Here is a 26,326-nt window from a genome sequence, read left to right as displayed (position 1 = left end):
CCCGGAGGGGACAGCCGCGCCGGCAGGTGGCACCGGATGTGGGTCCACGTGTCGTCGACGCAGTGGCGATACTCCACGAACCTCCCAGGACTCCTGCTGGTGCAAACCGTCGGTATAACCAAGGCACGTGGTCGGGCAGCAGTGGGCGCTGATCGAGGAGCTGGACCGCACCTGCACCAGGCTGGCCGAGACCGCTGTCGCCGAGGACCGTCAACGCATGGCACGTGACCTGCACGACCTCGTGGGGCACAGCTTCAGCGTCGTCCTGCTGCACCTATCGGGTGCGCGGCTGAACCTCGCGTCCTCGCCCGCCGAGGCGGAGGAGGTGGACCGGCTGGTGGCCAGGTACCGCGAGGCGGGCATGCGCATCGACCTCGACGTCGCCCGCGACCTGGACGACGTCTCGACCGCACCTTGCCTCGTGCTGCACGGCGTGCTGCGCGAGACACTGACGAACGTCGCCAAGCACGCACCCGCGCCCGAGGCGGCCATCCGGATCGATGGTGACCTCGAGACGATCACCGTACGGATCGAGAACACGCTCGGCCCGGCCACCCCGCACGCGGACGCCGGCCTCGGGCTGGCGGGCCTGGAGCACCGGGTGGCCGCCATCGACGGCACCTTCCTCGCCGGCCCCGACCGCGACCACTGGGCGGTCGAGGCACGCCTGCCCCGCCGGCTCGTCGGGTCCGCCGCGTGATCCGGATGTTCCTGGTCGACGACCAGCCGATGGTGCGCGCGAGGCTCGGGCTGATCCTGCGCAGCCAGCCGGACATCAGCGCGGTCGTCGAGCGCGGCGACGGCGGCGACGTCGCCCTGGCCGTCGCCCGGCACACGCCCGACGGCGTGTGCATGGACGTGCGCATGCCAGGCGTCGACGAGATCGAGGCGATGCGCCGGCTCCGGGCCGCCGACGGACCACCGGTCTGCATCCTGACGACGTTCGACGACGACGAGGCGCTGTGGTCCGCGGTCGACGCGGGCGCCGCGGGGTTCGAGCTGAAGTCCGCCACCGCCGAGAACCTGATCGAGGCGGTCCGGACGGTCGCCTCCGGCGGGACCTGGATCGACGGCTCCCTCCTCGGACCATCCTCGACTCCTACCGCCGGTCGAACCGCCCGCCGGCTCACTACGACAGCCGGCTCGACGCGCTCACCGGCCGCGAGCTCGACGTCCTGCGGCTGATGGCGCGCGGTGCCTCCAACCGCGAGATCGCTGACGAGCTCTACCTCGCCGAGACCATGATCAAGACCCACGTCCGCGCGCTCTTCAACAAAGCTCGGCGCCCGGGACCGGGCCGCGGCCATCATCTTCGCCTACGACGCGGGTTTGGTCCGGCCACGACGATGACCCAGCGATCCTTCGCCGCACTGTGACCTGTTCGCGGTGTTTAGCGGTTCCTTACATATGCGGGGGTGCTGGCGTGTTCACCCACCGACTCACCAGGCTGCCATCGACTTCACCCAGCGATGTCGGACCGCTCACCGGTCACTGGTTGTACGGTCGATCCTCAGATATCCCGTGCTGTCGAGCTTGCCCGGGCACGCGAGCTGAACGGCTGCAGCGCCTATCCGCTGCAGATGAACTGCCCATTCCAGCTGCATAGGCTTCTTTGACCCGAGGGGCGACGTGGAAAGAGACGTAGAAAGAGACAACGTAGTCACGGCTGCCTGGATCGGCGCAGTTGCTCTCGTGATTGCCGGGATTCTGGCTGCGGCGATCCAAGTTCTGCCAGGTATTTTGCCTCAAAGCGGAACGCCTGAGGGTGGCACTCCGTCGTCCACCACTGCAGTGCAGGGCCAAGGCGAGACTTTTCACCCGCCTACACCAACACCAACTGATTCGTTCGGGGGAGACGCGGATCCGACCTTCTCGCCCGAACCTAGCGTGCTCGACGAGTCGCCGAGCAAGATCTCCACTGAGGTCAGCGTGCGGTATCTGACGGACATCGAGCCCATTGGTGGAAGCTACGGGAATTATGCAGACGAAGAAGTCGTTCAGATGGATGAAAAAGTATACAGCAGAAGCATCGTTTTCACGCCCAGCTATTTTAACACGCAAACAAAGTCTCTAGACTTCAAGGTTCCCTCCGGGCTGACTACATTTCAAGCGGACGTGATGTTGAGTGAGGGCACGGCGCCCGCGTACACAGCAACGGTCGAAATCGCGCACTCGGACGGATCCATCATCGAAAGCGTCACGATTCGATACGGTGAGGTTCATGAGGTGAAGCTGAGTTTGGCCAGTGCTAGTTACATCACAATCACCATGTCAGTCCTGGAGGAGGACTCGGATGCGATGAATAACAGGCCTGACATTGTGATTGGCGACGGCAGGTTCACTAAGAGCCCTATTCAGCGCGTGAGTCGGTAGAACTCCAGGTTGGTGATCATGTGGATGATGCTTGGTAGTTCGGCCAGTCGGCCGCGGTAGCCGGCTGAGAGGATCTTCCACTGTTTGAGCAGGGCGATCGCGCGTTCGACCGGTGCTCGGAGGCTGGCGATGTGCCGGTTCCATGCTTTGTCAGCGGTGCTGCGTGGGATGCCGGTGGTCTTCTTGCGCGGGGTCAGGCGGGTGTGCTTGACGTAGGCGGTGTCGGCCAGCACCGCGACCACGCGCTCGGCCCGGGCGGTGGTGATTTGGCCGGCCCATCCGACCTCGTCCAGGGCCCGCGAGTCGTGCCGGGAGCCGCGTACGGGCACGGAGACGTCGGCCAGTGTCCCGTCTCGGAAGGCCGCGACCTGAACGCCCAGCGCCTGCTTCTTGTGCTTGGCGTTGAAGTTCGTCGTCCCGGTCCCGGCACGGTTGCCGGTCGGGATCGGGGTGCCGTCGACCAGCACCGTCCCGCGCGCCAGTGCGTCGGCCAGACGGGTGCGGTCCAGTGCGGTGACCTGTCCGAGCAGCGGCAGTAGGTACCGCCAGATCCGCGAGACCGTGGCCTGAGAGATGCCGAACAGGTCTCCGGTCAGCTGCTGAGCGAGGTTGTGCCGCGCTTTGAGGAGCACCAGCGTCACCGCTGTGCCGAACGGCAGCACGAAGTCGTACCTCTGATCCGGTGGCCGGTTCTGGTGGACCTGCCATGCGCGGGCGATCAGCTCGGTCGTCTGGGCAGGCGTCAGCCCGCAAGTACTCTTGTAGCGCATCGGCCCTTCGATCGGCTCGGAACCTGGCGTAGACAACCTGGATCCAACCGAACGCAAGGGCCGTTGCGCTACCTGCCGAAACTTGCCCCTGACCAGCAACGACGCAGGTCAGGACGTGAAGCACTCATAAGACCCTCGACGCCCCTGAATAGGGCTCTAAGTAGCGCCGTCGGCCGAGCGCGCGCGAACAGGCCTGTCGCGCTGGCCCCCTCATCGTGGACCTGGCCGCAGGGATCGGGCTAGGGAACGAGGGGGTCGCGGCATGCGGTGGTGTGGCCCGGATGAACCTGCGCGGGCTCAAGGGGCAGGCACCGTAGGGCGTACGCGGGGCCGTTTGCAGTACTGCCAGGCAGTAGCACGACCGTGCCGATAGTTTTCCGGGTTGCTGCCACGAAAAGCCGCTTCCTCTCGGGGGAGCGGCCTTTCGTCTGCACCCACTTCGGCGATCGAAGTAAATTGCTCCGCTGCGGTCGTAACTCTTAGCGTGAGGGGCGTCGTGCGGGTCGCAGTGGCCCCGCGGTCACCGTCGTCCGCCAGTACCAGCAGGACGGCCGGCAGGGGCCGGAGTTCAGGACCACGCAATACCCCCAGGTCGGGACCCAATTCGTGCCAAGCTCGCACCGATTTGCGCTGGTCAGAGAGCCAAACCGTGTCACGATCAGAGCTTCGCGCCCGACGAGCGCGATCCTGACACGTTTATGACACGCTTTGGTCCGCTGAGGGACGTCCAGCGACGTTCAGATACGGGAGCTACGGGAGTCTGCCCGAAGCTCTGACCAGTCAGAACAGGCTTGACGTGGTCGGACGATCATCACCCCAGAAGTCACACAGAGAAGTACTTAGCCTCCGGGTGGTGGAACACGAACGCATCCGTCGACTGCTCCGGATGCAGCTGCAGCTCCTCGGAAAGCGTCACCCCGACCCGCTCCGGCCGCAGCAGCTCCACCACCTTGTGCCGGTCCTCCATCTCGGGACACGCGGGATACCCCAGCGAGAACCGCGCCCCGCGGTACTCCAGCTTGAACATCCCCTCGACCCCGGCAGGCTCCTCTGCGGCGAACCCGAGCTCGGCCCGCACCCGCGCATGCCAGAACTCGGCAAGCGCCTCGGTCAGCTGCACCGACAGCCCGTGCAGCTCCATGTATTCCCTGTACTTGTTGGCCTCAAAGAGCCGACCGGTGTGCGCGGAAACAGTGTCCCCGACAGTCACCAGCTGCACCGGCAGCACATCGAACCGCCCGGTCTCCTCGACCCACTCCCGAGGCCGAACGAAGTCAGCAAGACACAGGTGCCGGTCCCGACGCTGCCGCGGGAAGTGGAACCGCAGCCGTTCAGACCCGACAGCACCACCGGACCCGCCGTCGGGCGCCCCGATCCCGGAGAGCTCCCCGTGGTGCGCCACCACGACGTCGTTCCCCTCCGACCACACGGGGAAGTACCCGTAGACAACAGTCGGGTCCATGATCTGGTCCGTCCGGATCCGGTCCATCCACTCCGCGAGCCGCGGCCGCCCCTCGGTCTCGACCAGCTCCTCATACGACGCGCCATCCGAGGACCGCCCCGGCTTGAGCCCCCACTGGCCCATGAACGTAGCCCGCTCGTCCAGGAACGCGGCGTACTCGGAGAGCTGCACACCCTTCACGATCCGCGTCCCCCAGAACGGCGGGTCGGGCACCGGGTTGTCGGCCGCGACGTCAGACCGAGCAGGCAGGTCCTCGACAGCCGTCTGTGTCACCGTCACCACCGCGTGCCGCCGCTTCTTCAGTGCCGGCAGCCCGACGTCGTCGGGCGCAGCCCCTCGTGCGACGCGCACCAAGGGCTCCATGAGCCGGAGCCCCTCGAACGCGTCCTTCGCGTACCGCACAACGCCCGGAAAAGCAGAAGCCAGGTCGTCCTCGACATACGTCCGCGTCAGCGCGGCCCCGCCCAGCAGCACCGGCCACCGCTTGTCGTACCCGCGGGAGGCCAGCTCTTCCAGGTTCTCCTTCATCACCACCGTCGACTTCACCAGCAGCCCCGACATGCCGATGACGTCGGCGTCGTGCTCGATCGCGGCGTCGATCATGGCGCTCACCGGCTGCTTGATGCCGATGTTCACCACCTTGTAGCCGTTGTTCGTCAGGATGATGTCCACGAGGTTCTTGCCGATGTCGTGCACGTCGCCGCGCACGGTCGCCAGCACGATCGTGCCCTTGGTCTGGTCGCCCTCGACCTTCTCCATGTGCGGCTCCAGCAGCGCGACGGCGGCCTTCATCACCTCCGCCGACTGCAGCACGAACGGCAGCTGCATCTCGCCCTTGCCGAAGAGCTCGCCGACCACCTTCATGCCCTCCAGCAGGTGGTCGTTGACGATGTCTAGCGCCTTCATGCCGTCGCCGAGCGCCTCGTCGAGGTCCGGCTCCAGCCCCTTGCGGGCGCCGTCGATGATCCGTCGCGCGAGGCGCTCACCCACGGGCAGCCCAGCCAGCTCAGCGGCCCGGGCGTCCCGGATCGCCCCGGCGTCGACACCCTCGAACAGGTCGAGCAGCTTCGACAGCGGGTCGTAGGTGAGGTTGCCGTCACCGTCCCACTCGCGCCGGTCCCACACCAGGTCCAGCGCCGTCTGCCGCTGCTCGTCCGGGATCGAGGACAGCGGCAGGATCTTCGCCGCGTGCACGATCGCCGAGTCCAGCCCGGCCGCCGTCGCCTCGTGCAGGAAAACCGAGTTCAGCACCGCCCGCGCCGCCGGGTTCAGCCCGAACGACACGTTCGAGACACCCAGCGTGGTGTGCACGCCGGGGTACTTCTGGGTGATGCGACGGATCGCCTCGATGGTCTCGATCCCGTCGCGCCTGGTCTCCTCCTGGCCCGTGGCGATGGGGAAGGTCAGGGCATCGACGATGATGTCGTCGACGCGCATGCCCCACTCGCCCACGAGGGTGTCGATCAGCCGCGAGGCGATGGCGACCTTGTGGTCGGCGGTGCGCGCCTGACCCTCCTCGTCGATGGTCAGCGCGACGACGGCGGCGCCGTGCTCCACCACCGCAGGCATGATCCGCCCGAAGCGCGACGTCGGCCCCTCGCCGTCCTCGAAGTTCACGGAGTTCACAACGCCGCGGCCGCCCAGCAGCTCCAGGCCCGCGCGGATCACCGCGGGCTCGGTGGAGTCGATGACCAGGGGGAGAGTCGATGCCGAGGCCAGGCGCGAGACCACAGCCCGGACGTCCTCCACGCCGTCGCGCCCCACGTAGTCCACGCACACGTCCAGCAGGTGCGCGCCGTCGCGCGTCTGCGCCCGGGCGATGTCGACGACGTCGTCCCAGCGGCTCTCCAGCATCGCCTCACGGAACGCCTTGGAGCCGTTGGCGTTGGTGCGCTCGCCGATCGCGAGGAAGCTCGTCTCCTGCCGCAGGTCCGTCGCCGAGTACAGCGAGGCGACGGCGTTCTCGCGCACCGGCGCGCGCTCCGCCACGGGACGTCCGCCCACGGCCTCGACGACCAGGCGCATGTGCTCCGGCGTCGTACCGCAGCAGCCGCCCACCAGACCCAGGCCGAACTCGCGCGCGAACTGCGTGTGCGCGGCGGCGAGCTCCTCCGGGGTGAGCGGGTAGGAGGCGCCGTTCGGCCCCAGCACCGGCAGGCCCGCGTTCGGCATGCACGCCACCGGGATCTCCGCGTGCTGCGACAGGTGCCGCAGGTGCTCGCTCATCTGCTCCGGGCCGGTCGCGCAGTTCATACCTATCGAGTCGATGCCCAGCGCCTGCAGCGCCACCAGCGCGGCGCCGATCTCCGAGCCCATGAGCATGGTCCCGGTGGTCTCCACGGTCACGGACACGATGATCGCGACCCGCCGCCCGACGTCGGCCATCGCCTGCCGGCAGCCCGTCACCGCGGCCTTGGCCTGCAGCAGGTCCTGGCTGGTCTCGATCAGCAGCGCGTCCGCGCCGCCCTCGATCAGGCCCGCGGCCTGCTCCGCGAACGTGTCGCGCAGGTGCGCGTAGGTGGTGTGCCCCAGCGACGGCAGCTTGGTGCCCGGGCCCATCGAGCCCAGCACCCAGCGCGGCTTGTCCGGCGTCGCGTGCGCGTCGGCGCGCTCGCGGGCGATCGCCGCACCCTTGCGGGCCAGCTCGCGGATGCGGTCGTCGATGCCGTAGTCCGAGAGGTTCGACCAGTTGGCGCCGAACGTGTTCGACTCGATGGCGTCCACGCCGACCTCGAGGAACGCGTCGTGCACGCCCGCGATGATGTCCGGCCGCGAGACCGTCAGGATCTCGTTGCAGCCCTCCAGACCCTCGTAGTCCTCCAGCGTCGGGTTCGCCGCCTGGATCATCGTGCCCATGGCGCCGTCAGCCACGACCACGCGCGTGCGCATGGCGTCCAGCAGGGCGGCGGAACGCTCGGCGAGTACGGGCAGTTCGGCGGGCACAGCGGCGGGGAGTGCGGTCACCTCGGCAGCGTACGTCGCACCTGACACCCGCGTGCTGGCCGACCGGCGGGCGGACGACTCCGGGCAGATACACGCGACAGTTATCAATGATAAATTGAGCCTCATGGGTGATCTTCGCGCAGAGCGCGAGGCTGCGGGCCTCACGCAGAAGCAGCTCGCCGAGCTGGTCGGCATCGCGCAGTCGAACCTGTCCGCCTACGAGTCGGGGCGCCGCGCCGTGTCTCCGGCGATGGTGGAACGCATCCGGCACGCGATGAGGCGACCGTCCCGTGTGCTCGACGAGCATCGCGCGGAGGTTCGTGCGATCATCGCCCGGCACGGCGCCCTGCTCCCGCGGGTCTTCGGCTCGGTGGCTCGCGGCGAGGACACGTCGGAGAGTGACCTGGACGTTCTCGTGGTCGTCCCACGGGGTGCGGCATGGACGTTCGGGCGGATCGCACCGGAGCTCGAAGCCCTGCTCGGGGTGCACGTCGACGTGGTGAGCGAAGGCGGGCTCCAGGAACGGCACCGGCGAATCCTCGACGAAGCCGTACCGCTGTGACGGAGTCTGACCCGCGCGCGATCCAGTTGCTGGACGATCTCCTCCTGCACGCCGACGCCGTCGCTCGTTTGGTGCGTCGAGGAAAGCCGGCCTTCGACCAGGACGAGTTCTTGCGTTACGCGGGAGAGGACCTGCTCGTCCGGCTCGGTGAGGTGGTGGCGCGCCTCGATCGCAAGGTGCCGGGATTCGTGGAGGCTCACGCAGAACTGGAGCTACGCAACCTGAAGGACACGCGGAACTTCGTCGCGCACGGGTATGACGTCGTGGACTTCGAGATCATCTGGGAGATCCTCGCGGACCATGTCCCGGTGGTATCGGCCCGAGTGCGCGAGTTGCTCGAATCGTGAGATCCGGTGCCGACGGCTCGGGTACCGTCCGGCCATGACGACGCACGACTACCTCGCCTCCCTGTTCTCCCTTCAGGGCCGCACCGCCGTGGTGACCGGTGGCAGCTCCGGCATCGGGCGGGCCATCGCCGAGGCCCTGGCGCGGGCCGGGGCGCGCACCGTGCTCGTGGCCCGGGGCGCCGAGCGGCTCGACGACGTCGCGGCCGGCCTGCGGGAGCGCGGCTGCGCCGTCGAGACGGTGGTCGCCGACCTGTCCACCCGCGACGGCGTCCACGCCGCCACCGACGGCATCGCCGCGGCCGCGGGGGAGCCCGACATCCTCGTCAACAGCGCGGGCATCAACCTGCGCCCGCACCTGGGCGAGGTCGACCAGGCGATCTGGGACGTCACCATGACCGTCAACCTCGAGGCGCCGTTCCTGCTCGGACAGCGGTTCGCGCCCGGCATGGCCGAGCGGGGTTTCGGACGCCTCATCCACATCTCCTCGCAGCAGGCGCACCGCTCGTTCGTCGACAGCGGCGCCTACGGCGTCTCCAAGGGCGGCCTCGAATCCCTCGCGCGCTCCCAGTCCGAGGCCTGGTCGTCGCGCGGCGTCACCGCCAACACGCTCGTGCCCGGGTTTGTCCTGACGCCCCTGAACCAGCGCCTCCAGGACGACGCCGAGAAGATCACGGCGCTCGCCGCCCGCACCACCGTGGGCCGCAACGGCGTGCCCGAGGACTTCGCGGGCGCCGCCGTCTTCCTCGCGAGCGCGTCCTCCGGGTACGTGACGGGCCACTCGCTGTTCGTCGACGGCGGCTTCTCGGTGCACTGATCGTGGTGCGCCGGGTCTTTCGGTGCGCAGGGTGCCCCCGACCAGAACAATGACGGTCGTGACGACGACGCGCGCCAACCAGGCAAGACCCGCAGCACACGGACGACGGATGATACGCGGCCTGGCGGTGCTCGCCGTGCTGACGGTCCTCGCCGGGTGCAGCGGCTCCGACAGCTCCGACAGTCCCGGCGTCGGCGGGCAGACCGCCTCACCGGGGCCGACCGAGTCGACCGAGTCGATCCTGGGCGACGGCCTCCCGCCCGGCTCCAGCGGCGCTCTCGTCGCCGGCCGGGGCACGACGATGGACCTGTGCCAGGGCTGGGGCGACCCGGACGCGGCGTCCGGGGAGCAGGCGGGCTGCGACACCGTCCTCGACATCGGGTCGATGACCAAGCAGTTCACCGCCGCCGCGATCGTGCGGCTGGACATGGACGGCCTGCTCAAGTTCTCCGACCCGCTCGCGGACCACCTCCCGGACGTCCCGGCGGACAAGCGGTCCGTCACGATCGAGCAGCTGCTGACCCACTCGTCGGGGTTCCTCGACTCGCTCGGGTCCGACGACGACCCGCTGACCCGCGACGCCTTCCTGCGCGATGCACTCGGCTCCGAGCTGCTGTCGCGCCCCGGCACGACGTACCTGTACTCGAACGTCGGCTACAGCCTGCTGACCGCCGTCGTCGAGGAGGCGTCCGGCCAGGACTACGAGGCCTACCTCGCCGAGCACCTGTTCGCGCCGGCCGGCATGACCAGCACGGGCTACGTGCTGCCCGACTGGTCGAAGGCGCAGGTGGCCGACCAGTACGACGCCGAGGGGCGCACCCACGGCACACCGCTCGAACAGCCCTGGGCCGACGACGGTCCGTACTGGAACCTCCGCGGCAACGGCGGCCTGCTCTCCACGCCCCGCGACATGTTCCGCTGGCACGTCGCGCTGCTCGACGACGTCGTCCTCGACGACGACGCCAAGCGCGAGCTGTTCGAGGCGCGGGTGCGCGAGGAGCCCGACGAGACCTACTACGCCTACGGCTGGGTCGTCGACGACCCGGAGGACCCGAGCATCCTGTGGCACAACGGGGGCAACGGCTGGTCCTACGGGGAGATCGCCCGCGACCCGGCGGGCGACACGTTCGTGTTCTGGGTGGCCAACCGGTCAGCGGGAGACGGCTGGGACCTGGGCGAGGACGGCGGCGGCATCACCTCCGCGCTCTTCGAGCGGCTGGCGAAGACAGGGGAGGCCGCGGCCGACGGTTAGGCTCGCGCGGTGAACGTCGATCTCCCCGGGCTGGGCACGCTGATCAATGTCGGGACGATCGTCGTCGGGTCGCTGCTGGGCATGGCCGTGGGGCACCGGCTGCCCCAGCGCACCCATGCGGTGGTGACCGACATCCTCGGCCTGGTGACCTTGCTCGTCGCCGCGCTGTCCGCGATGGCGGTCACCGACGCCGCTTTCGTCGCGGCCACGGGCAGCGGCGCCCCCGTGCTGATCGTGCTCGGCTCCCTGCTGATCGGCGGCATCGCCGGCTCGCTGCTGCGGATCGAGACCCGCCTCGAAGCGCTGGCGGGCACGATCCAGGGCTGGCTGGGCCGACGGTCCGACGGCGCGCGCACGTCCCGGCGTCCGGTGCTCGTCGACGCCACCGAGACCGGCCAGGACGAGACGGCGCGCGAACGGTTCATCGAGGGGTGGCTCACCGCGTCCCTGCTGTTCTGCGTCGGGCCGCTCGCCATCCTCGGATCGCTGTCCGACGGCCTCGGCCGCGGTATCGACCAGCTCCTGCTGAAGTCCGTGCTCGACGGCTTCGCGGCGCTCGCGTTCGCGTCCTCGTTCGGGATCGGGGTGCTGCTGTCCGCGGTGTCGGTGGCGGTTGTCCAGGGGCTGGTGACGCTGGCCGGCGTGCTGCTCGGGTCGGTGCTGCCCGACGCCCACATCGCCGCCCTCACCGCGACGGGCGGCCTCATGCTGGTGGGCATCGGCCTGCGGCTGCTGCACATCAAGCAGATCCCGGTGGGTGACCTGCTGCCCGCCCTGCTCGTGGCACCCCTGCTGACGCAGCTCGTGATCGCGCTGCGCTGACCACCCGCAAAATCCCGTGCCCGGCGCGGGCCGGTCGCCTAGCGTGGCCGTATGTCCACGCATCCGTCCGGCCTGTCCGCCGTGCCTGACCCCGTGTCCGGCCCGGCGCCCGCCTCGATCGCCGAACGCGCAGCGGCGGCCCGTGCGCTGCCCGCCCCCACGGCGGGCGACCTGACCTGGCGGCCCTGGACGCGTGCGGACGTCCCCGCGCTCACGGAGCTCATGAACGCGGTCGAGAAGGCCGACGGCCGCGACTGGTTCACCTCGTCCGGCGAGGTCGAGGAGATCTTCGATGCTCCCGTGTTCGACGCCGTCACCGACAGCCTGGTGGGCCTCGACGCCGATGGCACGATGCTCGCCCACGCGCTGGTCGAGCGCTATCCCACCACCGGCGTCAGCCTCCTGCGCACCGGCGTCACCGGGGGAGTGCACCCCACCCGCCGCGGCGAGGGCATCGGCACCGAGCTGCTCGCCTGGGGTACGGGACGCGCTCGGCAGGCGCTCGCGGCGCTGGGTGCCGACCCCGAGGTGGCCGGGCTGCCGGGACGGATCGCCGCGCACGTCTGCGACGTCGACCCGCCCGAGCGCCACGACCTGCTGCGCGCCGCGGGGTACGAGCCGATGCGGTACTACGCCAACCTGCTGCGCGACCTGAGTACGCCGGTGCCCGCGATCGGGCTGGAGCCGCCGCTGCGGCTGGTGCCGTGGTCCGACGCACTGGAGGACGCGACGCGGCTGGCCCGCAACGACGCCTTCCGGGACCACTGGGGCAGCCAGCCGCGCACCGCCGAGTCCTGGCGGGCGTTCCGCAGCGCGTTCGCCCCGCAGTGGTCGTTCGTCGTGATCGACGAGTCGGTGCGCTACGAGGGGTCCGAGCACGAGCAGCCCGGCGACACGACGGTGCCACCGGGCACGCCGTACGTCGTCGGGCTGCACCTGGGCGAGCGGTACGAGCACGACTGGGAGTCGCAGGGCTACACGGCGGGCTACACGGGGCTGCTCGGCGTGCGCCGCGCGTACCGCGGACGCCGCATCGCTGCCGCCCTGCTGACGCACGCGATGCACGTCTACGCCGCCGACGGCATGCAGCGCGCCGAGCTGGACGTCGACACCGACAACCCGACCGGTGCGCCCGCCCTGTACGCCCGGCTGGGCTACACGAAGAGCGACGGCTCCACCCTGCACACGATCGAACTGTGAGGACCACCATGAGCACCGAGACCCCGACCCTCGCCCCGATCGCCGAGCGCGCCGCGGCGCCGGCGACCCTGACGATCCCCACGGCCGGCGGCCTGACCTGGCGCGCCGCCACCCGCGAGGACGCACCGACCTGGCTCGCGCTGCGCAACCTCATCGCCCGGGCCGACGCCGAGCCGTACGTCGAGACCCTGGAGGAGATCGAGGAGATCTTCGAGGGGGCCTGGCGCGACATGACGGCGGACTCCCTGCTCGGGTTCTCCACCGATCCGGCCGACGACGGTGCCCTCGTCGCCTGGGCCCAGGTCGACAGCCCGCCCGGTGACGTGACGGCGGTCCGCGCGTTCTGCTGGGGAGGCGTGCACCCCGACCGCCGCGGTGAGGGCATCGGCCGGGAGCTGCTGGCCTGGGGGACGGGCCGCGCCCGGCAGATGCTCGCGGCGTCGGGCAAGGACGTGCCCGGCCGCATCGGCGTGTTCGCCGAGGACGACGTGCCCGCGTCCAAGCACCGGCTCTATGAGCGGGCCGGGTTCGGCGTGCGCCGCTACTACTCCGACCTGGCGCGGCCGCTGACCGGGCCGGACGCGGCACCCGTGCCCGACGTCGCCCTGACCGGCTCGCTGCGGCTCGTGCCGTGGTCCACCGACCTGGACGAGGCCACCCGCCTGGCGCACAACGACGCCTTCCGTGACCACTGGGGCAGCCAGCCGCAGACTCGCGAGCAGTGGAAGCAGCGCGCCGGCTTCGCGCCGGAGTGGTCGTTCGTCGTGGTCGACGACGCGCCGGACGTCGACGCCCTGCTCGCCTCGCCCGACACCGACCCCGACACCGCCGCGGCCCTGAGGGCCGGAGAGCCGCTGGTGGTGGGCTACGAGATCGCCGCCCGGTACACCGAGGACTTCGCGGTGCGCGGGTACTCGTTCGGGTACACGGACATGCTCGGCGCGCGCCGTGCCTACCGGGGCCGCAAGATCGCCCTCGCGACGCTCGCCGCCGGCATGCGGGCGTTCGCCGCCGACGGTATGCAGTACGCGGCGCTCGACGTCGACACGGCCAACCCGAGCGGGGCCCACGGGCTGTACGCGAGCCTCGGCTACACCAAGACGACGGGCTCCCGCATGTATTCGATAGAGCTCTAGCCTCGATAGAGCTCTGACCCGCGGGCTACTTCGCGAGGCGCTGGCGGCGGGCCTCGTAGAGCACGACCGTCGCCGCGTTCGCCGCGTTGAGCGAGCTCGCCGAGCCCGTCATCGGGATGCTCAGGGTCACGTCCGCCGCGTCGAGCCACGCGCGGGTCAGCCCGGTCGTCTCGCTGCCGACCAGGAGCAGGACCGGCTGGGTGAGGTCGTACCCGGAGATGTCGCCGTCGCCGTGCTCGTCGGTCGCGACCACCACCAGGGGTAGGCCTGCGGCGCGCCGCGCGGTCACCCACTCCATGACCTCGGCGGACGACGGCGCCCGCACCACCGGCGTCGCGAAGAAGGACCCGGTGGTGGCCCGCACCGACTTGGGGTCGTAGGCGTCGGCGGCGTGGCCGGTCGTGATCACGCAGTCGGCCCCGAACGCGTCCGCCGAGCGGATCACCGCACCGATGTTGCCCGGCTGCGTGGGGCGGTCGAACACGACCCCGAGGAAGTCGGGCCCGGCCTCTATCCGGTCCAGGTCGTCGGGCCGCATCGCGACGACGGCGAGCAGCTCGGCCTCGTCCTTCTCCGCGAGCTCGGCGAGCAGGTCGGGCGCCATCTTGACGTGCTCGACGTGGGGGTGGGCCGCGAGCACGCCCCGGGCCCACTGCGAGAGGTGGCGCTCGGCGTCGTACAGGAGCGAGCGGACCTCCCAGCCGTGCTCCACGGCCATGGTGATGGGCCGCACGCCCTGCACGATGAACTCGGCGGCGCGGTGCCGCTTGTTGCGGTTGGTGAGCAGCGTCTCGAGCTGCTGGAAGCGTGCGTTGCGCGAGGAGATCCGTATGGCCACGCCCCCATCCAACACTGTTTCTTGGTCAGCGCCGTTTCTTGGTCAGCGCCGCAGCAGCCGCCCCATCGCGGCCCGCCCGCGCTCGGAGCTGAACAGCTGCGCGGACGTCGTCACCGCCCGGTCCACTTGTCCGTCGAACCGGGTGAGCACGTCCGCGTTGAGCAGCTCCTTGGTGGCGGTGAGGCCCTGCGGGTCGGCAGCGGCGAGCTCGGCGAGCACCGCGTCGACCTCCCGGTCGAGCGTGTCCAGCGGGACCGACTGGGTGACCAGACCCCAGTCCGCGGCCTCGGCGGCGGTGAACGGCGCACCGGTCAGGAACGTGCGCGACGCCGCCCGCGGCGTCATCCGCGGGAGCACCGCGAGCGAGATGACGGCGGGCGCCAGCGCGAGGCGCGCCTCGGTGAAGGCGTAGGTGATGTGGTCGGCGCTGATCGCGACGTCGCACGCGGCGACCAGCCCGATCCCGCCCGCTCGCACCGGCCCGTGCACGCGTGCCACCACGGGTTTCGGCAGCGCGAGGATCGTGCGCAGCACCTCGGCGAGGCGTCGCGCGGAGTCGGTCATGCCGTCGCGCAGCGCCTCGGTGAGGTCGGCGCCCGAGCAGAACGCGGGGCCCTCGGCGGCCAGGACCACCGCGTGGACGTCGTCGTACGCGGCACGGTTCAGCGCGGCCCGGAGCTGGTCGAGCAGGGCGTGCGAGAGGGCGTTGCGGCGCTCCGGGCTGTCGAGCGTGATCCGGGCGTAGGACGCCGTCCGGTCGTCCGTCCGGTCGTCCGGCAGGGTTTCCGGCAGGTCGAGCGCTACGACGTCGTAGGTGACCTGGCTTTGGTCGGGCATAGGAAGTCCTCCGGTGGGCCTGGCGCGATGAGGTTAATGGTGGTTAACCTCTGTGGCATGCCTAACATGCATACCTCACCAGAGAACCCGGGGCACACCAAGCTCCGGGACGCGGTACGGGAGTTCGCCGACCGCGAGATCGCGCCCCACATCGGCCGCTGGGACAGGGAGAGTCGCCTGCCCGTCGAGCTGGTGCACCAGATGGGACAGCTGGGCCTGTTCGGCCTGACCGCCCCTGAGGAATACGGCGGGTCCGACCTCGGGCTCACCGGGCTCAGCATCGCCGTCGAGGAGATCGGCCGCGTGGACCAGTCGGTGGGCATCACGCTCGGGGCCGGCGTCGGCCTCGGGGTGGGAACCCTGCTGGCCTACGGCACCGACGAGCAGAAGAACAGGTGGCTGCCGGACCTCGTGGCCGGCCGCACCCTCGGCGCCTTCGGCCTCACCGAACCCGGCGCGGGCAGCGACGCCAACGCCATGTCCACCACCGCCGAGCTTGTGGACGGCGAGTGGGTCGTCAACGGCGCCAAGCAGTTCATCACCAACTCCGGCACCCCGATCACCAGCGTCTGCACCGTCGCGGCGCGCACGGGCACCCTGCCCGACGGCCGGCCGGAGCTCAGCGCCGTCATCGTCCCGACCGACACCCCGGGGTTCGTCGTCGAGCCCCTGCACGACAAGATGAGCTGGCGCGCCGTCGACACCCACGCCCTGCGGTTCGAGGACGTGCGCGTCCCCGAGGCCCACCTGCTGGGCGAGCGGGGCAACGGCTTCAAGCAGCTCATGATCTGCCTCAACACGGGCCGGGTCGCCGTCGCGGCCCTGGCCACCGGCTGCATCCAGGCCATGCTGGACCTCACGGTGGAGCACGCCGGCGTGCGCCCCACGTTCGGTGGTCCGATCGGCCGCAAGCAGGGCGTCGCCTTCCAGATCGCGGACATCGAGGTGATGCTCCAGGCGAGCCGGGCGCTCACCTACCGGGCCGCTGCGCTCAAGGACGAGGGCGCGCCGCTCGACGAGTTCCGGCGGGCGTCGTCCGTCGCCAAGCTGTACGCCACGGAGTCCGCCGTGACGGCCACGCGGATCGCGGCGCAGGTGTTCGGCGGCTACGGCGTCATGGAGGACGGCCCCATCGCCCGCTTCTACCGCGACGCCAAGGTCCTGGAGATAGGCGAGGGCACCTCAGAGCTCCAACGCATGCTGATAGCGAGAGGCCTGGGCCTCCCGGTCGAGTAAACCCGTTGAGTGCTGGCTATCTGCGGTCTCGGAACGTTTCGAGACCGCAAATGGCCAGCACTCAACGGTCTCGGGTGGGGAGGAGGGCCGAGCGGGCCATGCTTGTCAGCAGAGCGTGCATGGCGGGGCGGCCGATGCGGGCGCTGTGCGGGGTCGAGTTCAGGAGGCCGAACGCCGCCTGGACCGCCGCGCGCGCCTGCGGGGCCGACAGGTCCGGGCGCAGCGGCCCCAGTGCGTCGCACCACACGTCGACGTAGGCGAGCTGGCGCTTGCGGACCTGCGCCTGCGACTCGGCCCCGAGCGCGGCCCACTCCCGCTCCTGCACGACGATCAGCGCCGGGTTGTCGAGCGCGAAGTCGGCGTGCCTGGCGATCAGGGCCTCCAGCGCGGCCTCGGCCCCGGCAGCCTCGACGGGCTGGGCACCAGCAACCGCTGGTTGCCCGACGGCGGAGCGCGCCCCGCCGTCGGACAGCAGCTCACGGGCACCGGCGAGGAGCTGGTCGGAGGCGTGCAGCAGGCACTGCCCGAGAATGTCCTCCTTGCCCGCGAAGTGTTTGTACAGGGCGGGGCCGGAGACGCCCACGGCCGCCCCGATGTCTCCCATGGAGACGCCGTGGAAGCCACGGGCGGCGAACAGGTCGGCTGCCGTGCTCAGGATCTGCTGCCTGCGCGGGGTCACGCGAGCAGTCTATGAGCGGGCCTCCGCGAGCTGTCCCGCCGGCTGTCCCGTCAGCGCTCCCGTCAGGGCCGTCGGCAGCAGCGCCGCGTGCGCGGCGAGCAGCTCGTCCGTCATGGCGCGGATCTGCTCCAGCGTGCAGTGCGCGGACGTGAGCGGGTCCAGCGCGACGGCGTGGTGCACGTGCTCGACGTCGCCGGTCAGCGCCGCGCGGACGGCGAGCGTCTGCACGTTGGTGTTCGTGCGGTTGATCGCCGCGAGCTGGGGCGGCAGGTCGCCGAACGACGTCGGCTGCACGCCGCCCGCGTCGACCAGGCAGGCCACCTCGACGCAGGCGTCGTCGGGCAGGTTGGTGATGACCCGGCCCGCGTTGGGCACATTGCCGTACACGACCGCAGGTACCCCGGTGACCACGGCGTTCACGATGGACGCCCCGTACTCGACGGACGGGCTCAGGTCCGCCTTGAGGCGTTCGAGCTGCTCGTCGACGTCGCCCTGCTCGTCGTGCGCGGCGCAGATCTCGTAGTAGTCCCAGCGCTCCGGGATGTACTCGAGGGTGGTGGCGTCGTCCTTGCGGAAGTACGGCACGTACTCCGACGCGTGGTGGCTGGACTCCGTCTCGAAGTAGCCGAAGTGGTTCATCAGCGAGGTGCGTACCTGCTCGTTGCCGCCCTCGTAGTCGCTGGCGGCGAGGGCCTCCGCGGAGTGGTCGCCGTCGTCGGACAGCAGGCCGGACGCCGCGCGAGCAGGCTGGTGGCGCTCTTTCATCAGCTCGCGCAGGCGCGGGTAGAGGTCCTCGGTGCCGCGCCGGAAGTCGACGATCCACGCCTGGTGGTTGATGCCGGCGCAGCGGAAGGACACCTCGTCGTACGGCACGCCCAGCGTGCGCGCGAGCATCCGGGTCGTCCCCTGCACGCTGTGGCACAGGCCCACGGTGCGCAGCCCGAGCGCGTTGAGGTACGCGGTGGCCATGGCCATCGGGTTGGCGTAGTTGATGAACTGGGCGTCCGGGCACACCTCGAGGGCATCAGCGGCGATGGCCTGGTAGGCAGGCACGGAACGCAGGAACCGGAAGACGCCGCCCGGGCCGACGGTGTCCCCGACCGGCTGGTCGACGCCGTAGCGCCGCGGGATCTCGACGTCGTGCCGGTAGGACTCCACGCCGCCCACCTGGAACGTGATGATCACGAAGTCGGCGTCGCGCAGGGCTTCGCGGCGGTCGGTGGTCTGCTCGACCACCGTGGGCAGGCCGTGGTGCGCCACGAGCTCCCGGGTTGCCGTCGCCACCCGGTCGAGGCGGCCGGCGTCGAGGTCCATGAGGCTGAGGGTGGCGCCGCGCAGCGCCGGGAAGCTGAGCAGGTCGCCGATGAGGCGCAACGGGAAGACGAAGCCACCGGCGCCGATGATGGTGATCTTGGGAGAATGAGCCATACGGCGACGCTAGGTCAGAGGATGGCGGTCACACCTCCGGCTGCGTGGCCCGACTCTCCGGGATCCTCCGGTCCGGCCCTATGCTCCCGCTCATGGTGCTCGCGGACGACGAGGTGGAGCTGAACGAACCCGCCTTGTGGGTGCAGCGGGGCGCGCCGCCGGTGATGCTGCGGCCGCACCGGCACGACGACCTGGAGCTCAACCTGGTGCACGCGGGCCGGCTCGAGTACCTCTTCGGCGGCTCGTTCCTGCGGGTGGAGGCGGGCGAGGTGGCGCTGTTCTGGGGCGGGACCCCGCACCAGCTCGTGGAGCCCGCCGCGCCCGCGACCGACGTGTCCTGGGTGCACATCCCGCTCACCGAGGTACTGAGCTGGGCGCTGCCGACCGAGCAGATGGCGGTCCTGTTGCGGGCGCGGCCCGTCGTCGTGCCGACGTCCGCCCTGGTGCGGGACGTCGCAGCCCTCTTCGAGAGCTGGCGTCACGACGTGCAGGACGGCGGGTACGGCACCGTCGTCATGCTCGAGGCCCAGGCGTTCGTGCGTCGGGTCCTGACCCGTGCGGCGCAGGACGACACGGAGGTTCGGACGACGCCGGACCCCCGGGCCGGGGCCGCCGGGCGTGCCGCCGCGATGGCCCAGTTCGTGGCCGAGCACTACCGGTCGCCGATCACCGCCGCCGACGTGGCCCGCGCCGTCCACCTGAGCCCGAGCCACGCGATGACGCTCTTCAAGCGGGTAGTCGGCACGACGGTCGGCACGTACATCGCGCGGTGCCGCGTCGCGGAGGCGCAACGGCTGCTCATCACCTCGGACCGCACCACCGCCGAGATCGCGCACGCGTCCGGGTTCGCCGCGCAGAGCAGCTTCTACGACACCTTCCGGCAGGTGTGCGGCACGGCCCCGGGCACCTACCGCCGCACCTTCCGCTGAGGCCGAACCGCGCGCCAGGGGTTAACGATCATTAACCAGCGGACTATGCTGCGACACGTGGCCATCAACACCGCCGTTGGAACGGACCTCCGCACCCTCACCGCGCAGCTGCGCGACCGCCTCGCGCGCGTGCGCGAGGGCGGATCGGCCGCGGCGCGCGAGAAGCACACGACCCGCGGCAAGCTGCTCGCCCGCGACCGCGTGGACCGGCTGCTCGACCCAGGGTCCGCGTTCCTGGAGATCGGGGCGCTCGCGGCCTACGACATGTACGGCGGCGAGTGGGCGGTGCCGAGCGCCGGCATCGTCACGGGGATCGGCAGGGTCGCGGGGCGCGAGTGCGTGATCGTCGCCAACGACGCCACCGTCAAGGGCGGCACCTACTACCCGATGACGGTGAAGAAGCACCTGCGCGCACAGCAGGTCGCCGCCGAGAACCACCTGCCCTGCATCTACCTGGTGGACTCCGGCGGCGCGTACCTGCCGATGCAGGACGAGGTGTTCCCCGACCGGGAGCACTTCGGCCGCATCTTCTACAACCAGGCCAACCTCTCCGCCCGGGGGATCCCGCAGGTCGCCGCGGTCATGGGCTCGTGCACCGCGGGCGGCGCGTACGTGCCGGCGATGAGCGACGAGGCGGTCATCGTGCGCGACGAGGGCACGATCTTCCTCGGCGGGCCGCCCCTGGTGCAGGCCGCCACGGGCGAGATCGTCACGGCGGAGGAGCTCGGCGGGGGACTGGTGCACACCACGACGTCGGGCGTCGCGGACCACCTGGCCGACGACGACGTGCACGCCCTGCGCATCGTCCGCAAGATCATCGGCACCACCACCGGCACTTCCACCGGCTCAGCGCGACCCCCGAGCCTGGAGCGGGTGGTGCCCGAGGAACCGGAGCTCGACCCCGACGGCCTCTACGACGTCCCCGCCGACCCGCGCACGCCGTACGACGTGCGCGACGTGATCCGCCGCATCGTCGACGGCTCGCAGCTCACCGAGTTCAAGGCCCGGTACGGCGAGACCCTGGTCTGCGCGTTCGCCCGCATCGACGGGTACCAGGTCGGGATCATCGCGAACAACGGCATCTTGTTCTCCGAGTCGGCGCTCAAGGGCGCGCACTTCGTGCAGCTCTGCGACCAGCGGCGCATCCCGCTCGTGTTCCTGCAGAACATCGCCGGGTTCATGGTCGGCAAGGAGTACGAGCACCGCGGCATCGCCAAGGACGGCGCCAAGCTCGTCACCGCCGTGGCCTGCACGTCGGTGCCGCGGTTCACGGTGGTGCTCGGCGGCTCGTTCGGCGCCGGGAACTACGGCATGAGCGGCCGCGCCTACGACCCCCGGTTCCTGTGGATGTGGCCCGGTGCCCGCATCTCCGTCATGGGCGGCGAGCAGGCGGCGTCGGTCCTCGCGACCGTGCAGCGCGACCTCGCCGACGCCCCGCCCGAGCAGGTCGAGGCGTTCAAGGACCCGATCCGCGCCCAGTACGAGACCCAGGGCAACCCCTACTACGCCACCGCCCGCCTCTGGGACGACGGCGTGATCGACCCCGCCGACACCCGCCGCGTCCTCGCGCTCGGCCTGGCCGCCGCCGCGAACGCCCCGATCGCCGAGCCGTCCTACGGCATCTTCCGGATGTGACCGACATGCCCAACACCCTCCTGATCGCCAACCGCGGCGAGATCGCCCTGCGGATCATCCACACCGCGCGCCGCCTCGGCCTGCGCACGGTCGCCGTCTACTCCGACGCCGACGTCGCCGCGCCGCACACCCGCGCCGCCGACGTCGCCGTCCGCATCGGACCGACCTCCGCCGCCGAGTCCTACCTGTCGATCCCCGCCCTGCTCGCGGCCGCGAAGGAGACCGGCGCCGACGCCGTCCACCCCGGCTACGGGTTCCTGTCCGAGCAGGCCGACTTCGCGCGCGCCGTCATCGGCGCCGGGCTGACCTGGGTGGGACCGCCGCCCGACGCGATGGACGCCATGGGGCGCAAGGACACCTCGCGGAAGATCGCCGAAGCCGCGGGCGTGCCGATGCTGGCGCTGTCGGTGGTCGATCCCGCCGGAACCGGGGTCTCGACAAGCTCGACCAACGGTGGGTTCCCGCTCCTGGTGAAGGCCGCCGCAGGCGGTGGCGGCAAGGGCATGCGGATCGTGCGCAGCCAGGAGGAGCTCGAGTCCTCGATCGCCGCCGCCCGCCGCGAGGCCGCCGCCGCGTTCGGCGACGACACGGTCCTCCTGGAGCGGTACGTCGAACGCGGCAGGCACGTCGAGGTGCAGATCCTCGCCGACGAGCACGGCAACGTCCTGCACCTGCACGAGCGCGACTGCTCCGCCCAGCGCCGCCACCAGAAGGTCCTGGAGGAGGCTCCCGCACCCGACCTCGACCCGGCCCTGCGCGACGCGCTGCACGGGTGGGCCGTCCGGCTGGCCCGGGAGGTCGGGTACACGGGGGTCGGGACGGCGGAGTTCCTGGTGGAGGTGGATGGGGGCGGCGCTTGGTTCCTCGAGATGAACACCCGTCTTCAGGTCGAGCACCCCGTCACCGAGGAGGTCGTCACGGTGCGCGGCGAACGCCTCGACCTCGTCGAGCAGCAGCTCCGCGTGGCAGCGGGGGAACCGCTCGGCTTCGCCCAGGACGACGTCGCCGTCACCGGCCACGCGATCGAGGCGCGGATCTACGCCGAGGACGCGTTCGGCGGGTTCCTGCCCCAGGCCGGGACGGCTACACGGGTGCGGTGGCCGGAGGTCTCGACCGGCGTTCGCGTCGAGGCCGGCATCGAGGACCGGACCGTCGTCCCCGCCGCCTACGACCCCATGGTCGGCAAGATCATCGCCCGCGGCGCCGACCGCGAGGCCGCCCGGCACGGCCTCGTCGCGGCCCTCGACGCGACAGCGATCGGCGGCCTGGTCACCAACACCGGGTTCGTGCGGGCGCTCGCGGCCTCGGACGCGTTCCGCGACGGCGAGGTGCACACCGCGTGGCTGGACGCCCACCCGCTGCCCGCCCCGGACCCGGCGTCCGCCATGGCGGCGGCAGCCTGGACCGTCGCGGCGGCTGCGGCAGCCGACGGCGGAGACGGGTGGCGCCTCGGCGGGCCGCCCGCCGACACCTGGGTCGAGCTGGACGACGCGGTGCTCCGTGTGAGCACCGCCCGGGGCGAGGTGCGTCGCGCGGGCGAGCCGCCGACGTCGTGCAGGCTCGTGGGCGACGGGCTGCTCGCCCTGGACGGTGTGACCGCGCGGTTCACGGTGGACGTCGGTCCTCGGTCGGTCGAGGTGAGCACCCGTGGGCACACGTTCCGGTTCGTCCGCCCGGGTGCCTCGAGTGTCGCGGTGGCCGAGCTGTCCGACGGCGTGGTGCTCGCCGCGATGCCCGGCACGCTGGCCCGCGTCGAGGTGCGGGACGGCGACCCGGTGGTCGCCGGGCAGGCGCTCGGGGTGCTGGAGGCGATGAAGATGGAGGTGGCGCTCCTGGCGCCGGCGGACGGCGTGGTCCGCGTCCGGGCAGCCGCCGGCGACCAGGTGGCGGCGCGGCAGGTGCTCTTCGAGATGGACCCTGAGACGGAGAGGGAGAGCGATGCCTGAGCAGCTCCGGCGCCCCCAGGTGGTACCCGACCCGAGCCTGCCCGACCGCGTGACCATCTACGAGGTGGGCCCGCGCGACGGCCTGCAGAACGAGAAGGCGGTGGTCCCGGCGGCGGTGAAGGTGGGCCTGGTCGAGCGCCTGCTCGACGCCGGCCTGCCGTACGTCGAGGCCACGAGTCTCGTGCACCCGCGCTGGGTGCCCCAGCTGGCCGACGCGGAGGAGGTGCTCGCCGCGCTCGTGGACCGGCTCGGCGACCGCGCCCGCGACCTGCCGGTGCTGGTGCCGAACGAGCGTGGCCTGGAGCGGGCCTACGACCTGGGGCTGCGGCACATCGCCGTGTTCGCCAGCGCCACCGACACCTTCGCGCGGCGGAACCTGAACCGTTCCCTGGACGAGCAGTGGGCCATGTTCGAGCCGGTCATGACCCGGGCCCGCGCGGCGGGGATGCGCGTGCGGGCCTACGTGTCGATGTGCTTCGGCGACCCGTGGGAGGGCGACGTGCCCCTGGACCAGGTGGTCGCGGCGGGCAAGCGGCTCATGGACCTCGGGGCGGAGCAGCTCTCGCTCGGCGACACGATCGGCGTCGGGACGCCGGGGCACGTCGTCGCGCTCCTGGACGCCCTGAACGCCGCGGGCATGCCGGACGGCGTGCTGGCGCTGCACGCCCACGACACCTACGGCCAGGCGCTCGGCAACGTCGCCGCCGCGCTCCGGCACGGCGTGACGACGTTCGACACGTCGGCGGGCGGGCTCGGCGGGTGCCCGTACGCGGAGTCGGCGACGGGGAACCTCGCCACGGAGGACCTGCTCTGGATGCTCGACGGGCTCGGGATCACCACCGGCGTCTCCATGCCGCGCCTGGTCGAGACCGGGACCTGGCTGGAGGGGCACCTGGGGCGCCCGTCGCCTAGCCGGGTACTGCAGGCACTGCGGGGTTAGCCCTGCTCAGCCTGCCGTCTCGACCACGTCGCGGACGTAGAACTTGTACCAGAGCCGGACCGGCGTGCCCGGGCCGTCGCCCACGGCCATGCTGGGCTTGATCGCCGTGGACACCTCACCGGCCGCGCCGTTGTAGTTGGCGTCAGTCCGGGACCGGTTGATGTCGGCGGTCTCGGCCCACCTCGCGGTCTCGGCCCATTCGGCGACCTTGGTGGCGTCGACGCCGAGCAGGCCGGCGTCCGCCGCCATCCGGTCGGCTGCCGCCTGTCCGTCGGCCTCGGTCCAGAACACGTCGACGGAGTCCACGTAGCCGTGCCGGGTGCTCACCGCCATCTGCTCGGTACGCCCCGACCATGTTCCGGTCGGGAGGGTCAGGCTGACGGTGGCGTCGTCGGGCACGGCGACCTCCACCCGCTTGTTCTCCGGGAGCCCCAGAGCCTCCGCCTCGAGCGGCTGTGTCAGGTCCCACTGCATGCTGTTCCCCTCTCCGAATAGCTGGGCGCCGTCGTCGTCCCGGCCGCCGCCGACGCTGACGGTGCAGCCGGTCGTCGCCGCGAGGGCGAGGACGGTGGCCGCCGCGAGGATCACCTGTCGTACGGACATTGGTCCACCTTGTCACGAGGCGAGGCGTCACTGGTCGACATCGACGCTCCAGTCCGTCGCGAGGTCCTCGACGATGCGGCCGAGCCGGTCCGGGTTGGTGAGCCGGTAGCCCTCGATGCGCTCGGAGACGTCGGTCCGGAGGATCTCCTCGGCGCGAGCCGGGTCGTTCGCGATCAGGTCCTGGTACGCGGGCAGCGTGTCGTTGGAGACGTAGTCCCAGCGCTGCGCGGCATCCGAGATGTTGCCGTTCGGCAGCGGAGTGCTGACCGAGACCGACCCCTGCGTGGGGTTGTCGAACGACACGTCGGTGAACGGGATGCCGATGTTCTCGGGCCCGGGAGTCTCCACGGTGACCGTCAGCGGGTTGTACTCGCCGAACGTCTGCGTGCCGGGGATCGACGCCTCACCGACGAGAGTCATCATGTAGGTCATCGCCTCGCCGGTCACCGGGTGGTTCCGCATCTCGTCGTAGTCGTCGGCGATGATCTGGTTCTGCTCGCGGTCCAGGAACTGGGTGTTGCCCTCGGTGACGCGCGTGGGATCGCCCGAGTCGATGTCCACCCACGAGTCGTACGTCGCCTCGTCGATGGCGCCGGAGTCGTACATCCGCTCGATCTCCGCCAGGCCGCCGTGCTCGTAGGCGGCGTGCATGGAAGCCTGGTCGGCGAAGATCTCCTGCTGCATCTCCAGGAAGGTCGTCTCGTAGAAGCGCAGGTCCTCGTCGGTCAACGCGGCGATCTGCTCGATCAGGACGCCCTGGGGAAGTCCGTTGGGCAGGTGCTGGAGCACCTCGCCCCCGACCTCGAAGCCCTGTGCGATGTCCCGGAACATGGCCAGGTCCTGGAAGCCCGCGGCGAACGACGGCCCGATCATCGCCGCCATCCCCGCCCACTGCAGGTCCGGGTTCTCGAGGTAGAGCTGGGCGTAGTACTCGTAGACGGCCTCGATGTTCTCGCGGTTGGCCTGCGCGCCCTGGCTGGGGTCCCACTCGAGATAGTCGATGCCGGCGTCTTGGGCCGCCTGCCGGGTCCAGTGCTCGCTGGCGACGGGACCGGCGTCCGGTCCCGGGTACAGCCCCTGGGCCTCCATCGCGGCCAGGAGGGCGGCGACCTGCTCGTCGGTGGCGGTCGCCAGCCACTCCTCGCGTTCCGCGGTCGAGAGGCCCGTGTACTCCTCGGGAGTGAGGGGAGCCGTGGCGACCTGGGCGCCGGGACCACCCGGAGCTTCGCCCGCCGCTGAGCTGGTGCCGGTGCCGGTCGTGCCGGAGCCGGCCCCGGCGAGCCCGGCGTCCTCGCTGGTGCGCTCCTGGCTGTCGGCGTTCCGGTCCAGCGTGTCTCCGGCCTCGGTGAGCGTGTCGATCGCCGCAGACATGTTCGCGCGGTGCACGCTCGACCACAGCTCGCGGAACTCCTGGCCGCTGGGGCCGAACCAGTCCACGTCGTCCATCAGCGCGTCCACCTGGGCGCGTGCCGTCTCGAGGGTCTGCGTGTTGTCCCGCATGGCGGTGGCGAGCGCCCTCAGCTGGGCGATGTCCGCGCCCCACAGCTCGCCCATGGTCACCCCGCTCCGCCGGT

Annotated in this window: 24 protein-coding genes; 16 read left to right on the top strand and 8 right to left on the bottom strand. The window is 71.0% G+C overall.

The genetic code is table 11. From position 1 onward, the window contains the following. The first annotated feature begins 127 nt into the window (after positions 1–127). The 4 genes from ACQEVI_RS01725 (at position 128) to ACQEVI_RS01710 (ending at position 2,373) form a co-directional block, all read left to right on the top strand. Positions 128–700 (top strand): sensor histidine kinase, encoded by a 573-nt coding sequence (locus tag ACQEVI_RS01725; RefSeq protein ID WP_432894020.1) that lies wholly within the window; start codon positions 128–130, stop codon positions 698–700. Positions 701–705: 5 nt separating this feature from the next. Then, entirely contained in the window at positions 706–1,185 is a 480-nt protein-coding gene (locus tag ACQEVI_RS01720; protein ID WP_432905761.1) for a response regulator, read from the top strand. After that, positions 1,185–1,376 (top strand): LuxR C-terminal-related transcriptional regulator, encoded by a 192-nt coding sequence (locus tag ACQEVI_RS01715; protein WP_432894018.1) that lies wholly within the window; start codon positions 1,185–1,187, stop codon positions 1,374–1,376. Before ACQEVI_RS01720 ends, ACQEVI_RS01715 begins: the two co-directional genes overlap by 1 nt. 253 nt (positions 1,377–1,629) lie before the next feature. Beyond that, entirely contained in the window at positions 1,630–2,373 is a 744-nt protein-coding gene (locus ACQEVI_RS01710; RefSeq protein ID WP_432894016.1) for a hypothetical protein, read from the top strand. Here ACQEVI_RS01710 and ACQEVI_RS01705 read toward each other — a convergent pair. After that, a complete protein-coding gene (locus tag ACQEVI_RS01705; RefSeq protein WP_432894014.1) occupies positions 2,355–3,179 on the bottom strand; it encodes a transposase family protein in 825 nt (274 codons plus the stop codon). The two genes, ACQEVI_RS01710 and ACQEVI_RS01705, sit on opposite strands and share 19 nt — an antisense overlap. 787 nt (positions 3,180–3,966) lie before the next feature. Then, positions 3,967–7,494, bottom strand: a complete 3,528-nt coding sequence (gene metH, locus ACQEVI_RS01700; RefSeq protein WP_432905758.1) for a methionine synthase — start codon at positions 7,492–7,494, stop codon at positions 3,967–3,969. A 178-nt stretch (positions 7,495–7,672) separates the two neighbouring features. On the opposite strand from metH, the gene ACQEVI_RS01695 reads away from it, so the two are divergent. The 7 genes from ACQEVI_RS01695 to ACQEVI_RS01665 all read left to right on the top strand — a co-directional run bounded on the left by ACQEVI_RS01695 (position 7,673) and on the right by ACQEVI_RS01665 (position 13,681). Next, a complete protein-coding gene (locus ACQEVI_RS01695) occupies positions 7,673–8,110 on the top strand; it encodes a helix-turn-helix domain-containing protein (RefSeq protein ID WP_432894012.1) in 438 nt (145 codons plus the stop codon). After that, positions 8,107–8,457, top strand: a complete 351-nt coding sequence (locus tag ACQEVI_RS01690; RefSeq protein ID WP_432894010.1) for a HepT-like ribonuclease domain-containing protein — start codon at positions 8,107–8,109, stop codon at positions 8,455–8,457. Before ACQEVI_RS01695 ends, ACQEVI_RS01690 begins: the two co-directional genes overlap by 4 nt. A 34-nt stretch (positions 8,458–8,491) precedes the next feature. Further along, positions 8,492–9,271, top strand: a complete 780-nt coding sequence (locus ACQEVI_RS01685; protein WP_432894008.1) for an SDR family NAD(P)-dependent oxidoreductase — start codon at positions 8,492–8,494, stop codon at positions 9,269–9,271. A 109-nt stretch (positions 9,272–9,380) separates the two neighbouring features. Beyond that, complete coding sequence (locus ACQEVI_RS01680) at positions 9,381–10,523, top strand: serine hydrolase domain-containing protein (protein ID WP_432894006.1); 1,143 nt, start codon at positions 9,381–9,383, stop codon at positions 10,521–10,523. A gap of 9 nt (positions 10,524–10,532) precedes the next feature. Next, positions 10,533–11,345 (top strand): DUF554 domain-containing protein, encoded by an 813-nt coding sequence (locus ACQEVI_RS01675; protein ID WP_432894004.1) that lies wholly within the window; start codon positions 10,533–10,535, stop codon positions 11,343–11,345. A gap of 51 nt (positions 11,346–11,396) precedes the next feature. Next, positions 11,397–12,545, top strand: a complete 1,149-nt coding sequence (locus tag ACQEVI_RS01670; protein ID WP_432894002.1) for a GNAT family N-acetyltransferase — start codon at positions 11,397–11,399, stop codon at positions 12,543–12,545. Between the two features lie 8 nt (positions 12,546–12,553). Then, positions 12,554–13,681 (top strand): GNAT family N-acetyltransferase, encoded by a 1,128-nt coding sequence (locus ACQEVI_RS01665; RefSeq protein WP_432894000.1) that lies wholly within the window; start codon positions 12,554–12,556, stop codon positions 13,679–13,681. A gap of 25 nt (positions 13,682–13,706) precedes the next feature. On the opposite strand, the gene ACQEVI_RS01660 is transcribed toward ACQEVI_RS01665, so the two are convergent. Both ACQEVI_RS01660 and ACQEVI_RS01655 read right to left on the bottom strand, forming a co-directional pair. Then, positions 13,707–14,519, bottom strand: a complete 813-nt coding sequence (locus tag ACQEVI_RS01660) for a TrmH family RNA methyltransferase (RefSeq protein ID WP_432893998.1) — start codon at positions 14,517–14,519, stop codon at positions 13,707–13,709. 42 nt (positions 14,520–14,561) lie between these two features. Then, positions 14,562–15,356 (bottom strand): enoyl-CoA hydratase-related protein, encoded by a 795-nt coding sequence (locus tag ACQEVI_RS01655; RefSeq protein ID WP_432893996.1) that lies wholly within the window; start codon positions 15,354–15,356, stop codon positions 14,562–14,564. 57 nt (positions 15,357–15,413) lie between these two features. Here ACQEVI_RS01655 and ACQEVI_RS01650 point away from each other — a divergent pair, with 57 nt between their 5' ends. Next, positions 15,414–16,592: an acyl-CoA dehydrogenase family protein gene (locus ACQEVI_RS01650; protein WP_432893994.1), complete on the top strand. Its 1,179-nt coding sequence runs from the start codon at positions 15,414–15,416 to the stop codon at positions 16,590–16,592. A 61-nt stretch (positions 16,593–16,653) separates the two neighbouring features. On the opposite strand, the gene ACQEVI_RS01645 is transcribed toward ACQEVI_RS01650, so the two are convergent. After that, on the bottom strand, positions 16,654–17,271 hold the full coding sequence (locus ACQEVI_RS01645; RefSeq protein ID WP_432893992.1) for a TetR family transcriptional regulator: 618 nt from the start codon (positions 17,269–17,271) through the stop codon (positions 16,654–16,656). Positions 17,272–17,280: 9 nt separating this feature from the next. Continuing rightward, positions 17,281–18,699, bottom strand: coding sequence for an alpha-galactosidase (gene melA / locus ACQEVI_RS01640; protein WP_432893990.1), 1,419 nt, complete (start codon positions 18,697–18,699; stop codon positions 17,281–17,283). Between the two features lie 92 nt (positions 18,700–18,791). Between melA and ACQEVI_RS01635 the strand changes: the two genes are divergently transcribed. From ACQEVI_RS01635 to ACQEVI_RS01620, 4 genes are read left to right on the top strand one after another with little or no spacing between them, the layout of a single operon-like run. Beyond that, the gene (locus tag ACQEVI_RS01635) at positions 18,792–19,628 is read left to right on the top strand and encodes a helix-turn-helix domain-containing protein (RefSeq protein ID WP_432893988.1); all 837 of its coding nucleotides are present in this window, start codon (positions 18,792–18,794) and stop codon (positions 19,626–19,628) included. Between the two features lie 57 nt (positions 19,629–19,685). Continuing rightward, the gene (locus tag ACQEVI_RS01630; protein ID WP_432893986.1) at positions 19,686–21,263 is read left to right on the top strand and encodes a carboxyl transferase domain-containing protein; all 1,578 of its coding nucleotides are present in this window, start codon (positions 19,686–19,688) and stop codon (positions 21,261–21,263) included. A 5-nt stretch (positions 21,264–21,268) separates the two neighbouring features. Beyond that, positions 21,269–23,209 (top strand): biotin carboxylase N-terminal domain-containing protein, encoded by a 1,941-nt coding sequence (locus ACQEVI_RS01625; protein WP_432905755.1) that lies wholly within the window; start codon positions 21,269–21,271, stop codon positions 23,207–23,209. Further along, positions 23,202–24,149: a hydroxymethylglutaryl-CoA lyase gene (locus tag ACQEVI_RS01620; RefSeq protein WP_432893984.1), complete on the top strand. Its 948-nt coding sequence runs from the start codon at positions 23,202–23,204 to the stop codon at positions 24,147–24,149. The genes ACQEVI_RS01625 and ACQEVI_RS01620 overlap by 8 nt, the downstream gene beginning before the upstream one ends. A 6-nt stretch (positions 24,150–24,155) precedes the next feature. Here the strand turns inward: ACQEVI_RS01620 and ACQEVI_RS01615 are convergent, their stop codons facing one another. Then, entirely contained in the window at positions 24,156–24,752 is a 597-nt protein-coding gene (locus ACQEVI_RS01615; protein ID WP_432893982.1) for a hypothetical protein, read from the bottom strand. 27 nt (positions 24,753–24,779) lie between these two features. Further along, on the bottom strand, positions 24,780–26,306 hold the full coding sequence (locus ACQEVI_RS01610) for a WXG100 family type VII secretion target (RefSeq protein ID WP_432893980.1): 1,527 nt from the start codon (positions 26,304–26,306) through the stop codon (positions 24,780–24,782). Between the last annotated feature and the right edge of the window lie 20 nt (positions 26,307–26,326).

Source organism: Promicromonospora sp. CA-289599 (assembly GCF_050936155.1).
Classification (GTDB): domain Bacteria; phylum Actinomycetota; class Actinomycetes; order Actinomycetales; family Cellulomonadaceae; genus Promicromonospora.
The sequence above is the reverse complement of the archived record's forward strand: the minus strand, read 5'-3'. Positions and strand labels throughout refer to the sequence as shown.

Excerpts from the sequence above, each read along its gene's own strand:
- ACQEVI_RS01620 (WP_432893984.1), top strand. The coding sequence starts at position 23,202 with ATGCCTGAGCAGCTCCGGCGCCCCCAGGTGGTACCCGACCCGAGCCTG.
- ACQEVI_RS01635 (WP_432893988.1), top strand. The coding sequence starts at position 18,792 with ATGGTGCTCGCGGACGACGAGGTGGAGCTGAACGAACCCGCCTTGTGG.
- ACQEVI_RS01695 (WP_432894012.1), top strand. The coding sequence starts at position 7,673 with ATGGGTGATCTTCGCGCAGAGCGCGAGGCTGCGGGCCTCACGCAGAAG.
- ACQEVI_RS01665 (WP_432894000.1), top strand. The coding sequence starts at position 12,554 with ATGAGCACCGAGACCCCGACCCTCGCCCCGATCGCCGAGCGCGCCGCG.
- ACQEVI_RS01625 (WP_432905755.1), top strand. The coding sequence starts at position 21,269 with ATGCCCAACACCCTCCTGATCGCCAACCGCGGCGAGATCGCCCTGCGG.
- ACQEVI_RS01685 (WP_432894008.1), top strand. The coding sequence starts at position 8,492 with ATGACGACGCACGACTACCTCGCCTCCCTGTTCTCCCTTCAGGGCCGC.
- ACQEVI_RS01655 (WP_432893996.1), bottom strand. The coding sequence starts at position 15,356 with ATGCCCGACCAAAGCCAGGTCACCTACGACGTCGTAGCGCTCGACCTG.
- ACQEVI_RS01615 (WP_432893982.1), bottom strand. The coding sequence starts at position 24,752 with ATGTCCGTACGACAGGTGATCCTCGCGGCGGCCACCGTCCTCGCCCTC.
- ACQEVI_RS01715 (WP_432894018.1), top strand. The coding sequence starts at position 1,185 with ATGGCGCGCGGTGCCTCCAACCGCGAGATCGCTGACGAGCTCTACCTC.
- metH (WP_432905758.1), bottom strand. The coding sequence starts at position 7,494 with ATGCGCACGCGCGTGGTCGTGGCTGACGGCGCCATGGGCACGATGATC.
- ACQEVI_RS01720 (WP_432905761.1), top strand. The coding sequence starts at position 706 with ATGTTCCTGGTCGACGACCAGCCGATGGTGCGCGCGAGGCTCGGGCTG.
- ACQEVI_RS01680 (WP_432894006.1), top strand. The coding sequence starts at position 9,381 with ATGATACGCGGCCTGGCGGTGCTCGCCGTGCTGACGGTCCTCGCCGGG.
- ACQEVI_RS01610 (WP_432893980.1), bottom strand. The coding sequence starts at position 26,306 with ATGGGCGAGCTGTGGGGCGCGGACATCGCCCAGCTGAGGGCGCTCGCC.
- melA (WP_432893990.1), bottom strand. The coding sequence starts at position 18,699 with ATGGCTCATTCTCCCAAGATCACCATCATCGGCGCCGGTGGCTTCGTC.
- ACQEVI_RS01670 (WP_432894002.1), top strand. The coding sequence starts at position 11,397 with ATGTCCACGCATCCGTCCGGCCTGTCCGCCGTGCCTGACCCCGTGTCC.
- ACQEVI_RS01650 (WP_432893994.1), top strand. The coding sequence starts at position 15,414 with ATGCCTAACATGCATACCTCACCAGAGAACCCGGGGCACACCAAGCTC.